The sequence below is a fragment of the Olleya namhaensis genome (genome assembly GCF_900114005.1).
Classification (GTDB): domain Bacteria; phylum Bacteroidota; class Bacteroidia; order Flavobacteriales; family Flavobacteriaceae; genus Olleya; species Olleya namhaensis.
In genome coordinates, this window is record NZ_FORM01000009.1 from 11,070 (window position 1) to 26,817 (window position 15,748).

The window sequence follows — 15,748 nt, forward strand, 5'->3', positions numbered from 1 at the left end:
TACTAACAACCCCTTAGTTTGCATTACTAAAAAGGATGCCACTACTATCCTTAACGCAAACCAAAACCCCCTAAAACCAATTAAAAAGCCATATAATTAGTCAAAAACAAGATACTATTACTTAAATAGTAATAAAAAACCAAACATAATATATCAAAAAAGCCCCACTTAACAGTGGGGCTTTTTATCGGTTTTTTTGGTTTATTCTGGTTGTATAACTTGTAATATATTTATTGCTGTGGTCCTCCACTAATAATAAAAAATTGACTTCTTCTATTAAGATCATGATCTTGATCCGTACAAGGATTACAATCAATAGCCGGCTCTGTCTCTCCTCTACCTGATGCAGAAATTCTACTAGCAGCAATTCCTTTAGAAATCACGTACTGTGTCGTTGTTTGTGCACGTCTTTCTGATAAGCGTTGGTTGTATTGATTAGACCCTCTAAAATCTGTATGTGATGTTGCTTGTATTACCATATTAGGATACTTATTCATCACTTGTACTAAATTATCTAATTCAAACGCAGCACGAGCTGTTATGTTTGACTTATCATAGTCAAAGTAAATTGGGTTAAGTATAACACGTTCTGGCGTTACAATAGCCTCTATAGGCTTCAAACTAACTGTTACAGCAACTTCTTCTTCGTTACTTGCAGCTATTGTTACTTTGTTACTTTCATAACCATCCATAGTAACTTGTAATTCAGTTCCAGTTTCGCACTCTACAATATATTCCACTACACCCTTTGCATTTGCAGGCTTAGAAGCTAATACGTTTCCTTGAGCGTCTACTAATGTTGTTAATGCCCCTGCTAATGGCGTTCCTGTTTTTTCGTCTAAAACAGTTCCAACAATTAACACATCACATAACGGTTGTAACTTTTTGATACCATAGATATCATCACTACCTTTTCCTCCTTCACGGTTTGAAGATACAAATCCCTCTCCCGTTTCTTCATTCATTCTAAAAGCAAAATCATCTCCATTACTGTTAATAGGGATTCCTACATTACGTATTGGCGCCAATTTACCATCAATTTCCTTAGTATAAAACACATCCATTCCTCCAAGACCTAAATGTCCTGTTGAAGAAAAGTAAAGTGTATTATTATCACTAATGTATGGAAACATCTCTTGTCCTTCCGTATTTACTTTCTGCCCCATATTTACAGGTGTACCAACTTTTCCATTACCATCTAAAGATGCTTTGTAAATATCAAAATTTCCAAAACCTCCAGGCATATCACTAGCAAAGTAAATTGTACTTCCGTCAGCGCTAATAGTAGGGTTTTTAATAGAATAATTCTGACTGTTAATTGGTAAAGCTTCTACTTGAGAGAATCCATTTGCTCCTTTGTTTGCTTTAAATAAGTGTAAAACACTATACTTTGTATTAGATAAACTGTCTTTTTCGTAAATGTTTTCAAAGAAACTTTCTCTTGAAAAATACATTGTTTTACCATCTGGAGTAAAACTTGTAAGACCTTCATGATACTTAGTATTAATCTTTCCGTCTAAAAGTGTTTCTCCTTGATAAGACCCATCTTCCGCTGCTGTGTATGAGTAGATATCTAAAAATGGCTCTTCATTCCAACCATAGTTTTTTCTACTTGCATTTCTTGAAGACGTAATGTATAATTTACCATCTTGAAGTGTTCCTCCAAAATCAGACATTTTACTGTTAAGATCTAAGTTTTGCACATTAAACTTTTTTCCTTTATCTAATATTTTAGATAAATACTCAGGGTTAGCTTTGTACATTACTGCACGATCATCTCCAGGTCTCATAGACGCAAACTTGTCCATTTGCTTATTAGACGCATCGTATTTACCGTTAGCTTTTAACATCTCAGAATACTTAAAAAGCATTTCTGGTTGAGATGCTCCAGCCTCTAAAGCTTTAGCATACCATTTTTCAGATTCGATTGTACTAAAAATATTATAGTTAGCTTCTGCTAATCTAGAATATACGTAGGCATCACCCTCCCCTTTTTCTACTAATTTATTGTAGGCCTCAATAGCATCTACAAATTTATATTTAGCAAATAATTTATCGGCTTTTTTGGTCGCATCACTTTGAGCAAACACACTTGTGCTGCTTATTAAAATGGCGAATATAAATAGTTGTATTTTTTTCATTGTTTGGTTAGCTTATTGGATTAGAAATAACGTGGTGAACGAGAAACTTTTCTTGGTAAATTGATATCAAAATTGATAAAAATCTCGTGAGAAGAATTAGTTACCACATCTAATTGAGATTGGATTGTGTCATACGCATAACCAATTCTTAAATTAGGCGCAACTAAAAAGTTGATCATCCCACTAAAAGAATCGTCTAAACGGTATCCCGCTCCTACCTCAACAAAATCATACATAAATAAATTTAAATTAACATCAAAACTTACTGGAGCGTCAAACGCCACCTTAGCTAAAGCATGTGGCTTTAGCTTAAAGTCTTCTGATAAATCAAACACATATCCAACTGCACCAAAAAAGTGCTGCGTTTCTGACCCAATCTTAAACCCGTTAGCATCTAAATGTACCGAGTTTAAAATATTTGGCATAGACGCCGAGATATAGAATTTATTTGGCTTATAAAAATATAATCCTGCTCCAATATTTGGAGTTGTTTCATTAATATTCTGTGCAAAGAAAGGATCATTAGGATCTACTAAATCAATTTGTGTTAATCCAATATCATGAAACGTTGCTCCTGCCTTTAATCCAAACGCTAATTTAGTAGTTGTCCCTACTGGAATAGTGTATGAAAAATCAACATAAGCATTAGTCTCTTTTACTGGTCCTACCTCATCACTTATTAAAGATAGTCCTAAACCTACATTCTTTCCTACTGGAGAGTGTATCGCTAAAGTACCTGTCGTTGGTGCACCTTCTAACCCGACCCACTGACTTCTATAAAGTGCTCCAATAGCAACACCTTCTGTAGAACCTGCATAGGCTGGATTTACCACATTCATGTTATACATGTACTGTGTGTACTGCGGATCTTGTTGGGCTTGTACGCCTATAAACACTAGGAATACGATATATACTAATTTTTTCATCTGTTATCTTATTGGTTTTCTAGTTAGTTTATTTGTTTATGTATACCCAAGCGGCTTTTGTTTTTGTTCCTTGATACTTCATAACATAGTAGTAAGTTCCTACCGGAAGCATATCTCCATTGTCTGCTTGACCACCCCATTCTGATGTATAATTGTTTTTAGAATATACTAAAGTACCATTACGGTTATAAATCTCTAAACTTTGTACATCAAAACTACTTAAATCAAAACGGTCATTAATACCATCTCCGTTTGGAGATATTCCCTGAGGAATTATACATGTTTCTAACTCGTCTACAGTAACAAATGCAGAACTAGTACATCCTGAATCATTAAAGGTAACTTCTATTTCATAATCACCAGCTAATAAAACCGTTGGTAATTCAATTCCTGTTTGACCAGTAATTTCACCACCTTCATAGTACCATTTGATACTAACTTCACTTAAAGTATAATTTGCAGGTTCTGCTGTAACTATAATTGGAGTGGTTGCATTTGGACAAACTTCAAAAGCCATATCAGCACTAAACGTTGTTTCTGGTGCTGGATTATATGAGATACCAAAACTTGTTGTTGCAAAACAATCACTTGCAGTAGCATTCTCTACTCTAACATAAATTGTCTCTGAGTTTGCTGTTAAAGTGTAAGTTGCTGGAGTAGCAATAGCATTATCTCCACTTAAAGCGTCAGCTTCAGTTGTATGATATGTTACTAACACACCTGTTTGAGTACCTATTATTGTAGCTTCGTCAGCTGTTAAATCAAATACATTACTTCCTGTTCCGTCATCACACACTTCCATATCCATTGGCTGTGTCGCTTCTGGAGACGTACTTACCACTAAATTAAAAGTCGTATTAGTAGAGGCACAACCAGAATTAGAACCTACAGCGTCAACATCCTCCACTCTAACATAAATAGTTGTTCCGTCTGTAGCTGTGTAAGGAGATGTTAATGCTCCTGTACCTGCTTGTGCATCTGACAAAGCACTGTAATATGTTACAGAGAACTCACTAGGATCTTGTGTCCCTAAGATTGTTGCTGTTTGAGTTTCTAAATCAAACACTCCGTTTCCTGCTCCATCATCACAAACTTCCATATCTAAAGCTTGATCTGCTGTTGCTGCGTCATAGAAATTAATAGTTGCTAATATTGAGAATGTAAAATCATCACAAATACCACCACCTACAACACACTGGTAAGTTCCTGTTTCTGTCGCAACAAAAGTAGGAGCGTTTATACCGTCTTGATAAATACCATTCACGTACCAATCATAAGAATCAACTGCATAAGCAGTATCCGCTGTTAATGTTACAGAATCATTTCCACATAAATTAATAGGATCACTTGATCCTTCTGCAGCAGTTACCCCTTGTTCTATTAGGATTCCGTCGTAATCTAAAGCTACGTCACAAACAACATCACAATTTGTTCCATCTAATGGGCCTGACTCTTGAGTAAATACATATGTTCCATCTTGTTGAGAGAAATTAGTAATTAATATTATATAAATCGAGTTAGCTGGAACTCCTGTTAACGTAATAGTCTCTGTTGCTGTAGCAGAATAACTACAGTCTGCGATAGCTTCTGGTAACAGTTCAAAACATCCTGCTTCTTGACCTGGAAATGGTCCCCAAACTATAAAGTCAATATCTAACCCTACACCAGCATCATTGGTTTGTGCTAATTGGAATACATAATCTCCTGCATCATCAAACTGAATCGTGTTCCATTGTGGATCTGGCTGACTTCCTAAACAATCGTAATCGATATAAGAAGGTGCTACTTGATCACCAACTATACTCGGGTAAAAAATTGTTGGATCTGCACAAATTGGTAATGCTTCTGTACAATACGTTGGCACACCTAAAGTTTGGATACATAAATCAAAAGTTATAGTTGTTGCAGTTGTACCTGCAGAGAACACTCTAATATAATATACATTTCCTACAGTTAATGTTGGTGTTATACTTGAATCGTCCGTAGTACAATATAACTGCGTTAAATCGTTACAATCAGCACCTTCTTCATAAAGTGCATGGTCTACGTTAAATCCTCCAGCAACATTTAAGATTTGAATTATTTGTTGCTCTCCTAATGCTGTAAACTGATACCAAACGTCATCGTCTGTACCTGTAGCACAAGAACCTGCTGGCACTCCAGAATCTGTTGCTTCTGCTAAAGTTCCAGAATTAACATCGATACAAGACTCACCATTATTAACTAAAGCCACTGTTGCATCGCAAGGGTTATCATTACTTGGTGGACAAGCTGCTAATGATATTGTATTACTTGTAATAACACAATTAACATCGTCTACATTAGACACTGTAAAAACAACATCTGTATTAAAAGCGTATGGTCCAAATTGACTAACACCTGCAGCAGTTACCGTTACCGGTGCGCCACCTTGATTATCTTCTATTTCTAAAGTAGTAGCATCTCCTATTGACGTTACATCCACATCGACTAAAAACTGATCACCGTTTGCACAATCGTCAACAACTACAAATGTTGCTGTTGGATTAATACAAGTTGCACAAGTTACTGTTACAGAAAGTGATGTAAATGTCGTACTACTTAGACAGCTAACACTTCCATCAGATTCGATAGCAAAAGAAATAGTATCTCCTGATGATTGGAATGTTAAACCACCAATTTGTCCACTTGCACCATAAGGTGTTGCAGCGTTTAAGTTAGTAACTCCGTCAGAATCTAACACGATTAGCTCATCAAAATTATTTTCAACTTGTCCCGCGTTAATTGTTAAATTAAGTGGCGTACCATCTGTTGATGTAAATGTAAATACATTAGTATCATTACTGTCATAACAGTAATCTATAGTTTGAGGTCCATCTGTTGCACAATCTAAAATAAAATTAAATTGTAGTAATGTTGAAAATGTGAATGGACCAGCCCATGTACTATTTTCTGCCCCACAAACTGCTTGAACATAAACTTCATAATCTGTTGCAGGATTTAAACCAGACACTGGTATGGTTGTAGTACTTGATAAAGTACCTGAAGTAGGTGTCCCTGTTCCTGCTAATTGCACTACATAATTCCATTGTGTCTCTGCTCCATTTGGAGTCCAAGAAATATCAGCTGAAGTTTCTGTTATTGATGTCGCGGTAATACCACTTGGTGCAACGCAAAAATCTCCACAAGATTCTACTCTTACTTGATCTAAAGCTAAATCTCCTTCAAAACCTGCACCAGTTCCTCCGTAACTATATTCGACATATATAACTTGTCCTAAATAGGCGTCTAAATTAACTCCTATTGGAACCCATGCTTCATCTGCTGTTGATTGATAATCTCCACTCCAAGTATATTCTGTTGTAAATGGTCCTGTTGCGGATGTACTAACCCCAACATTTAATGTTCCTATATCATCTCCAAAAGCATGCATGTAAAAAGATAATTCTGCACCATCTAAAGCTGTTGTTAAATCTATTGCTGGCGAAATTGCTGATGCTATATCTGATGAATTACCTGATGCTTCATATTCCAAATGTACTCCAGCATTACCATCCCAACTAACATTTGGCCCTGTTCCACCAGAATTTCCATTTGGATTAGTAATTCTCCAATTACCATTACTAGCGTCAAAACCAGTACCTGTCCATCCTGAAGGCGCTACGCCGGGAGTTGAACCGAAGTCTTCAGTAAATATAAATGTTGAATCTCCAGTTGCACAAGTAACCCCTAATGGTGCAGGTGGCGGAGTATTAAATGTTGTAAAGTTTACTGGTCCAATCCAAGCACTAAACCCATCTGTTCCACAATTTCCTCTAACATATACCTCGTAAGGTGTGCTAGGTGTTAATCCTGTTGCCGGATATGGCGCATTTAAACTAGTAACAACACCATCTGTTGTTGGTACTCCTGTTCCTGCTGCCTGAATCCATATTTGCCATTCTGTTTCTGTACTTCCTGCATCCCAAGTAATATCTGCAGTTGTATCTCCAGTAACCACTGCTGCTATAGCCAATGGATCTGGACAAGAAGGTACTGCTCTTACTTGAAAATTATCTACAAATACATCATTATCTGCTGCGTCATCAATTGTTCCTTCTGAAGCTCTAATTCCAAATTGAGCAGTAGCTCCAGAATACGCTGATAAATCTTGTACAACATGTAAACCTGAGTCAGGAATTACTGATGAAGCATCAAAGGTTTGTAATACTGTCCAAGTTGTTCCACTATCCGTAGTTATCATTAACTCAACTGTATCATCAGATCCTAAAGTCCCTGCTACTGTTGAACCTCCAAATGGCATTACACCAAAATCAAACTCTACTTGAAAAGGAACACCTGTTAAATCAAAAAGCGGACTTAACAACCAGTCACTTTTAGTAGCAACCCATAAGTTAATCTTATATGCTCCTGTTGTACCATTGTTTAAATAACCATCTTGTGTCCAAGAAGAAGTCCCTAAGTCTCCGGGACCTGTAGTTGAATCACCACTATCTGCTACCTCCCAACAAATTGCTGGAATCGCTGTAAAATCTTGTAAATAATCAGGTGTAAAAACAGCACAAGCTGTAGTAAAAGTTACTGGACCAGCCCAAACACTGAAGTCTCCACCGCAATCTGCTCTAACATATACTTCATAATCTGTTGCAGGTGATAATGATCCCACCGTATATCCTGTATTAGTCGTTACAGCGGTACCTGACGTTGGCAATCCTGTTCCCGCAGTTTGCACTACGACTTCCCAAGCCGCTTCTGCATCACCTAAAGACCATGACAAATCAACAGAGTCAGATGTTATTGCGTTTGCCATTAATCCTGAAGGACTAGGACAATCTGTATTAAAAATTGAAACATCGTCAAAAGCAAAACCTTCACTTTGAACAGATCCATCAGAACCAAATGCAAATCTAAACATTACATTAGCCTCTCCCGCTAAACCTATTAAAGCATGATTAGCACTCACCCAACCGTTAGAACCTGTACCATTTCGCCCTGTCCAACCTTCTTGTTGACCACCCGGATTACCACTGATTGTGTCATCCGTATACCAGTTATTTGGATCTCCTAATGCTCCTACGTTAACCCAAGTTGTACCACCATCGATAGAACTTTGAAAAACTGCACCATCCCAACTAGTTTCCGCTTCCCACCAAATATTAAATGATACTGTCGGCGCTGTTAATGCTGATAAATCAAATACAGGACTAGTTACAGATGAATTATCTGAACTGTTATAATCTCCTGTTAAATTTGTTGCCCATGAGTTTGCTCCGGATGCTGCACTGTTAATGACTGTAGACGCAGGCAAACCAAGTGCCCAGGTACCGTCAGTTCCATTGTCTGCTACCCAACCTCCGTCGCCAGCTTCAAAATCTTCCGTGTAAGGATAAGTTGTAATTTGTGAATTAGCTTGCCACCCAATAGAGAATAGTAACAAGGCTAAAATGAACGTAGTTTTTTTCATTTTTTGAGAAGTAGTTAGTTAATTAGAGACCTAAACTAAAAAAAAAACGTCTTGAAAAACTGTTAAAAATACTATTATAGACTAAAAGCAAAAAACGTCGACAAAAAGCACAAAAATAGAAGATAAAACCTACATTACCTATGGCGCAGGGTTTGGTATTTTTGCATGAATCGCATCTATTTGTTGCATTAACTCTGTATTTAATGTTAAATTTATAGAATCTATATTCTCTTTTAGTTGATTTACGGAAGTTGCCCCAATAATATTACCGGTCACAAATCGTCGTTGATTGACAAAAGCAAGAGCCATTTGAGCCAGTGTTAAGCCATTGTTTTCGGCTAATTGCAGATACTGTTTTGTAGCCTCTGTAGCTTGTTGACTACTGTATCTAGCAAATCTTGGAAAAAGATGTAAACGAGCCTTTTGCCCTTCTATTCCTTTAATATATTTTCCAGAAAGGACACCAAATGCCATAGGAGAATAGACTAACAACCCAATATTTTCCCTAATAGACACCTCCGCCATATCCCCTTCAAAAACGCGATTTAAAAGTGAGTATGCATTTTGGATGGTTACCGGTCGTGGTAAATTATTGTTTTTAGACTCTTCTAGATAGCGCATCGTTCCCCATGCCTTTTCGTTTGACAACCCTATTTGTCTAATTTTACCTTCTTTTTTTACTTGATCTAAAGCCTCTAGAACTTCTCTAAAATTATCTGTCCAAGGGTCATTTGGATTATGACTATAATCTCTAACACCAAAAGTGTTAGTTTCACGCTCTGGCCAATGCAATTGGTACAAATCTATATAATCTGTTTGTAGTCTTTTTAATTCTAGATTAACTGCTTCTCTAATAGACGCTGCTGTAAACCCTGTTGTGCGTATATGTGCTGTATAATCTCCTGTTCCAGCAATTTTAGAAGCAACAACAAGCGCTTCCCTTTTTTGATGTTTAAGCCAAGTCCCAATAATCTCACTAGTCCTACCAGATGTCTCTGCTGTTGCTGGCACGGGATATAACTCTGCTGTATCAATAAAATTAACACCATGCTCTACTGCGTAATTTAATTGGGCATGTCCTTCTGCTTCTGTATTTTGATTACCAAAGGTCATGGTACCCAAGCAAATTTTACTGACTTTAATATCTGTATTTGGTAGTGTAGTGTATTTCATTTTAATGTGGTTTAGCTTTCTAACAAATATAAAAAAGACCTTTAATTATTGTTAGTAACTAAAGGTCAAATGTTTGTTAAGGTTTGCGTTAGGGATAGTAGTGGCATCCTTTTTTTGCTGCCATATATGGCAAAAAAAGATATAACGGATAGCCCGACCCTTGTGGTAACGCCCTAATTAATTATTTAAAAGATTGGTAATCTTATCCAATTTTGGCGTTAAAATAACTTCAATACGACGGTTTTTAGCCTTCCCTTCTGGTGTTGTGTTTGGTGCAATTGGTGCAAACTCTCCACGACCAGCAGCTGTTAAATTATCTGCTTTTATATTATTGTTTTCTTGTAATATAGACACAATTGCTGTGGCACGTTTTGTGGATAAATCCCAGTTATTACTAATGTTTCCTTTTGCTGGGTAAGGTGCATTATCTGTATGCCCTTCTATTAATACTGAGATTTCTGGATTGTCACCTAACACGGTTCCTAATTGTTTAACCGCCCTGCGACCTTGTGTCCCGACTGCCCAACTACCTGACTCAAACAATAATTTGTTTTCCATAGACACGTATACTTTACCGTTACGCTGCTCTACAGTTAACCCTTTACCTTCAAAGTCAGTTAACGCACTTGAGATTGCATTTTTAAGCGCCGTCATCTCAGCTTCTTTAGACGCAATAATGCTTTCTAAATCTGCAACACGTTGTGAGCGTGACTCTAACTCTTTTTTAAGTTGTTCTAATCTTGCATTTTCTGCAGCTAAAGCCTGCTCTTTAGTTTCTAGCTGTGCTAATAACTCTCTGTTTTTTTGTGTATTTGCTGCAATGGCAGAACTACTATTTGCATCCAATGCATCATAAGATGCTTTTAATGCGTCATATTTACTTTTAGCTATTGTGTAATCGGTATTTAACTGATCACGTCGTTTTACCGCACTATCATACTTTGCTTGTAATTCCGCTAAGTCATTTGCTGCTTTATTTTTAGCTTTTAACAAATCACCGTTTTCATCTTTTAAATTTCTATTTTCCTTTTTTAAAGTCGCGTATTTGCTTTCTAACTCTTTATACACTTTTGGCGACACACAACTGGTAGCTATAAGCACTAATAGGATAACTGTTATTCTGTTTTTCATTTTACTAATTACTATTTGGGATTATGATTCAATTTCTACTAAAATAGGACAATGGTCACTATGTTTAGCTTCAGGTAGTATAACTGCTCTTTTTATTTTTTGTTGTAATGACTGACTAACCATTGCATAATCTAAACGCCATCCTTTATTATTAGCTCTAGAATTGGCACGGTAACTCCACCAAGAATATTCTTGACGCTCCGGGTGCAAAAATCTAAACGAGTCTATAAATCCAGAATCTATAAAATTACCTAACCACTCGCGCTCTTCTGGTAAAAACCCAGAAACACCTTTCATTTTTGGGTTATGGATATCAATAGCTTCGTGGCATATATTATAGTCTCCACAAACCACTAAATTGGGTAACGTATCCGTTAACTTATTTAAATATTTTTGGATTAAGTCCATGTAATCAAACTTATGTTCTAATCGTGCTGCGTTTGTACCTGACGGTAAATACATGCTCATAACAGACACCGTGTCATAATCTACACGAATATTTCTACCTTCAAAATCCATAGATTCTATTCCGGTACCATATTCTATATGATTAGGTTCTGTTTTACACAATACAGCCACACCACTATAGCCTTTTTTCTGAGCACTAAACCAGTAATTATAATGGTAACCTGCCTCTTTAAACAACTCTAAATCCAACTGCTCCTCCATTGCTTTTATCTCTTGCAAACAAATCACATCCGGATCTGCGCTTTGTAGCCATTCTATAAACCCTTTATTGATTGCTGCCCTAATTCCGTTGACGTTATATGAGATAATTTTCATGCGTGTTTAATAATTGTTTTAATAGCTCACAAAATGTTTGCTATTGATTATAGTTAAAAAAACAACCTTTTTACCAAGCTTGTTTAATGCTTAAAACATTTGTTTCGGCTAAATTAAATAATGCTTTACTTTTACAAGATAAATCACTTCACTTTTACTGAAAAAATATTAACAAAATAATATAGTAATATTAGTGTTATAAATAGAGATGAAACTTACCATTAGCTGTTTTTTGTTTTTCTTCGGAATTTTTGCATTTGCGCAAGAACAGACTAACGGGTTAAACCGAAAGACTGTTGCTACCAACAAAACCATACAAATTGACAGCGTCAGTATTAATACTAATGGTTTTAAAATTGAAACTACGACCGGTGCAACAATAGACTCTAGTTATTACACTGTTGATTTTGGTAAATCCATACTTACCTTGATAAAACCGATAACAACCGATTCTATAATTATTAACTATCAAAATTATCCTGAGTTTTTAACTAGAACCTACACACAATTTGATAAAAATGTGATTGTAGAAAATACAGATAACATTAACAAACTGGTTAAACTTACACAACCCAATACCAATAAAACATACACCCCTTTTGATGGATTAACAACTTCAGGAAGTATTAGTCGTGGGGTCACCATTGGAAACAATCAAAACTCAGTGTTAAACAGTGAGCTTGATTTACAAATTACCGGAAAACTAAGCGACAAAGTATCACTTAGAGCAAGTATCCAAGATGCTAATATCCCGTTACAAGAAACCGGTTATTCTCAGCGTTTAGATGAGTTTGACCAAGTGTTTTTAGAACTATTTTCAGACGATTGGGCCATCCGAGCAGGAGATATAGATTTGGTAAACAATCAATCCTATTTTGCATCCTTTACAAAGCGTGTGCAAGGTATGCAAGTAAAAGCCAAGTTTGGAGACGACGATCAGCAAACTAATGTATTTGCATCAGGTGCTATTGTCCGTGGTCAATTTGCAAATTTCCAATTTACTGCGCAAGAAGGAAATCAAGGTCCTTATAAATTACAAGGCCCCAACGGAGAATTATTTGTACTAATTGTGTCCGGAAGTGAAACTGTTTTTGTTAATGGTGTTGCACTAAAACGTGGCGAGAACGAAGACTATATCATTGATTATAATGCAGGTGAAATTATCTTCAACCCGACCTACCCTGTTACTTCAGAAATGAGAATCAGTATAGATTTTCAATACTCAGAAAGAAACTACTCTAGAATTGTAGCCTATGGCGGTGGGACTCATGAAAGCGAAAAACTAAAACTAGGCGTCTCTGTTTATTCTGAAAACGACTCTAAAAACAACCCATTGCAGCAAAATCTATCTGAAGACCAAGTCTTAATTTTAAGTACTGCAGGAGATGACACGCAACAAATGGTAACATCTTCTGAGGTACCAGAACCCTTTAATGAAAATCGGATCTTATACAAAAAAGAGCTTTTTAATGGGGAAGATATCTATGTGTTTTCTAACAATCCAGACGACACCTTATTTGGCGTCACTTTTACATTAGTTGGAGACAATCAAGGGGATTACACGCTAACGTCTAGTAATGCCATAAATAATATCTATCAATTTACCGCGCCTATCGCAGGCATAAAACAAGGTAACTACGCTCCGATTGTACAATTGGTAGCGCCTACATTATTACAAATAGCGACACTAAACGGTGCTTACAAACCCACTAAAAAAACTAACGTTGGTTTTGAACTGGCAGCCAGTAAAAATGATCTTAACTTATTCTCTAGTGCAGATGACACTAACAACACCGGTTTTGCAGGTAAATTAAACGTCGAACAAAACATTATAAAAAACGATAGTCTTTGGAATTTAAATGCGGTTTTGGATGCAGATTATATTCAGCAAAACTTTAAAACCATACAACGTTTATATGCGCCAGAGTTTAACCGTGATTGGAATTTAAGCCAAACTAATTCTAACCTTTTAAACACAAACTTTGGTGACCAAACATTAGTATCGGTTGGCCTACAAAGTTTTCATCATAAAAAAGGCTATATTAATTATAGCTTTCAGCATTTAGATTATTCCGAAAATTTTTCGGGAAGCAAACACAATATTTTAGCAAATATTAATATTGGTAATTTACGATTATCAACCAACACCAATATATTAAAGGCTGATGGTAGCGATAACTCCTCTAAATTTTTTAGAACGTATAACAAAGCCATATACACTCTAAAAAAACAATGGATTGGAACTGGTTTTTCTGCTGAAGAAAATAAAGAACGTATTAACCAAACACAGCAATTTACAGACTTAACACAACGTTTTACTGCTTACGAAGCTTTTACTGGTATTGGAGACAGCACTAATATTTATGCGGAAGTTGGTTACAAATATCGTGTAAATGACAGCTTGCGTAACGGTAAACTAGATCGCGTCAATAGCTCTAACACGTATTACTTAGATTCTAGATTACTTAAAAACGAAAAAAACAATCTGTCTTTATATGTTAATTACAGAACATTAAAAAATGAAGACCAAGAGCAAGCAAATGAAAACTCATTAAACTCTCGCCTATTATTTAATCAACGTTTTTTAAAAAATGGTATTATTTGGAACACCGCTTTCGAAACTAATTCCGGAACCTTACCACAGCAAGACTTTACTTATGTCCAAGTTGAGCCTGGTCAAGGTGCATACACATGGATTGACTATAACGAAAATGGCATCCAAGAATTAGAAGAGTTTGAAATAGCACAATTCCAAGATCAAGGTGAATATATTAGAGTCTTATTACCTAATCAAGTTTTTATTAAAACACATCAAAATAGATTAAGTCAAACCGTTACCCTAAATCCTATAGATTGGGTAAACGCTGAGAGTAAAACCAAAAAAATATTCTCCAAATTTTATAATCAAAGTAGCTATCTAATAGACCGAAAAATTATACGTAACGATAATGACTTCGACTTAAATCCATTCAAGCAAGGCGAAGACAACCAACTAGGACTAACGCTTAATTTTAGAAATGTGTTGTTTTTTAATCGCGGAAAACAACGCTACACCACTTCTTACACCTATTTATGGAATAGTAGCGAAAACACACTAAGCTTTGGATTTATTGAAAACAATCTTAAGAGTCATCAGTTAAATTTTATCCATAAAATTAAAAATAGTTGGCTAGTGACTTTGACCTCTGCTTTAGAGCAACAGTTTAGTAATAGCGAAAATTTTAGTAGTAAAAACTTTGACATTGACACTAATAAATTAAATCCTAAATTATCCTATTTACTAAACGACAATGTGCAATTTGATGTCTTTTATCAATTTACAAACAAAGACAATACCATCAATAATCTAGAGTCCTTAAAACAGCAAAAATATGGTCTATCTTTTGCGTTTTCTCCTAAAGGCAACGCGCAAGTCGGTGCCATTTCTGGCGAATTTAATGTCTTTAATAACAATTTTGAAGGTAATGCCAACAGTCCTGTTGCTTTCCAAATGCTAGAAGGTTTACAACCCGGAAAAAACTTTACTTGGACCTTACTAGCACAAAAAAAACTAACCAAATTTTTAGATTTAAACCTAACTTATTTTGGACGTAAGACCGAAACTAGCAAGACCATCCATACCGGAAACGTGCAACTAAAAGCTTATTTTTAAGACATTTGTAACCTTTGTTACCTATTGACATTTCTAATTGTGTAAATTTGTATATAATTATGAGCAAAATTTTAGCAATCACTTATTCACTTTTGATTCTCGTTCAGAGTTTCAACATAAACTTGGAAGATATTTCTAAGTTTAGTGTGTTGTTAGAACATGCAGAATTTCATGAAGAAATGTATGGTGACACGTTTTTTCAGTTTTTAGCAGAACATTACGGAGACGCTAGAGACACGCATGATAATGATCATCAAGAACACAAAGACCTTCCGTTTAAGGATAATCACCACATGTGTACACACATCAATACCTCTTTTATAAGTATTGCAAATAATTTTGACTTTAACCAGTACGAATTTATTGAAATCCCTTTTAATTTTCATTACAACGAAACGGTAACAGACTCTGAAAAAACTTCTGTTTTTCAGCCGCCCAAGCACGCATAATTCATTTTAGATCTTAATCCTGTTTGCTTCAAACAGGCATTTATTATTTC

At 35.8% G+C, this 15,748-nt stretch carries 8 protein-coding genes; 2 read left to right on the forward strand and 6 right to left on the reverse strand.

Annotated features, from left to right (window positions below; translation table 11 throughout):
* Positions 1-230: 230 nt before the first annotated feature.
* From BMZ09_RS13770 to BMZ09_RS13795, 6 genes are all read right to left on the reverse strand, one after another.
* On the reverse strand, positions 231-2,141 hold the full coding sequence (locus tag BMZ09_RS13770) for an OmpA family protein (protein WP_090841630.1): 1,911 nt from the start codon (positions 2,139-2,141) through the stop codon (positions 231-233).
* Positions 2,142-2,161: 20 nt separating this feature from the next.
* Positions 2,162-3,067 (reverse strand): PorP/SprF family type IX secretion system membrane protein, encoded by a 906-nt coding sequence (locus BMZ09_RS13775; RefSeq protein ID WP_090841632.1) that lies wholly within the window; start codon positions 3,065-3,067, stop codon positions 2,162-2,164.
* A gap of 28 nt (positions 3,068-3,095) precedes the next feature.
* Positions 3,096-8,510, reverse strand: coding sequence for a fibronectin type III domain-containing protein (locus tag BMZ09_RS13780; protein WP_090841635.1), 5,415 nt, complete (start codon positions 8,508-8,510; stop codon positions 3,096-3,098).
* 138 nt (positions 8,511-8,648) lie between these two features.
* Positions 8,649-9,683 carry an aldo/keto reductase gene (locus tag BMZ09_RS13785; protein ID WP_090841637.1) on the reverse strand — a complete coding sequence of 345 codons (1,035 nt, stop codon included), beginning with the start codon at positions 9,681-9,683 and terminating at the stop codon, positions 8,649-8,651.
* A 177-nt stretch (positions 9,684-9,860) separates the two neighbouring features.
* Positions 9,861-10,814: an OmpA family protein gene (locus tag BMZ09_RS13790; RefSeq protein WP_090841639.1), complete on the reverse strand. Its 954-nt coding sequence runs from the start codon at positions 10,812-10,814 to the stop codon at positions 9,861-9,863.
* Positions 10,815-10,835: 21 nt separating this feature from the next.
* Complete coding sequence (locus BMZ09_RS13795) at positions 10,836-11,597, reverse strand: exodeoxyribonuclease III (protein WP_090841641.1); 762 nt, start codon at positions 11,595-11,597, stop codon at positions 10,836-10,838.
* 208 nt (positions 11,598-11,805) lie between these two features.
* On the opposite strand from BMZ09_RS13795, the gene BMZ09_RS13800 reads away from it, so the two are divergent.
* Entirely contained in the window at positions 11,806-15,249 is a 3,444-nt protein-coding gene (locus tag BMZ09_RS13800; RefSeq protein ID WP_090841643.1) for a hypothetical protein, read from the forward strand.
* A gap of 59 nt (positions 15,250-15,308) precedes the next feature.
* Positions 15,309-15,698 (forward strand): hypothetical protein, encoded by a 390-nt coding sequence (locus BMZ09_RS13805; RefSeq protein WP_090841645.1) that lies wholly within the window; start codon positions 15,309-15,311, stop codon positions 15,696-15,698.
* The last annotated feature ends 50 nt before the right edge of the window (positions 15,699-15,748 follow it).

What these genes read in the sequence shown, in the direction of transcription:
- BMZ09_RS13770 (WP_090841630.1), bottom strand. Translation starts at nt 2,141, where the DNA reads ATGAAAAAAATACAACTATTTATATTCGCCATTTTAATAAGCAGCACA.
- BMZ09_RS13775 (WP_090841632.1), bottom strand. Translation starts at nt 3,067, where the DNA reads ATGAAAAAATTAGTATATATCGTATTCCTAGTGTTTATAGGCGTACAA.
- BMZ09_RS13780 (WP_090841635.1), bottom strand. Translation starts at nt 8,510, where the DNA reads ATGAAAAAAACTACGTTCATTTTAGCCTTGTTACTATTCTCTATTGGG.
- BMZ09_RS13785 (WP_090841637.1), bottom strand. Translation starts at nt 9,683, where the DNA reads ATGAAATACACTACACTACCAAATACAGATATTAAAGTCAGTAAAATT.
- BMZ09_RS13790 (WP_090841639.1), bottom strand. Translation starts at nt 10,814, where the DNA reads ATGAAAAACAGAATAACAGTTATCCTATTAGTGCTTATAGCTACCAGT.
- BMZ09_RS13795 (WP_090841641.1), bottom strand. Translation starts at nt 11,597, where the DNA reads ATGAAAATTATCTCATATAACGTCAACGGAATTAGGGCAGCAATCAAT.
- BMZ09_RS13800 (WP_090841643.1), top strand. Translation starts at nt 11,806, where the DNA reads ATGAAACTTACCATTAGCTGTTTTTTGTTTTTCTTCGGAATTTTTGCA.
- BMZ09_RS13805 (WP_090841645.1), top strand. Translation starts at nt 15,309, where the DNA reads ATGAGCAAAATTTTAGCAATCACTTATTCACTTTTGATTCTCGTTCAG.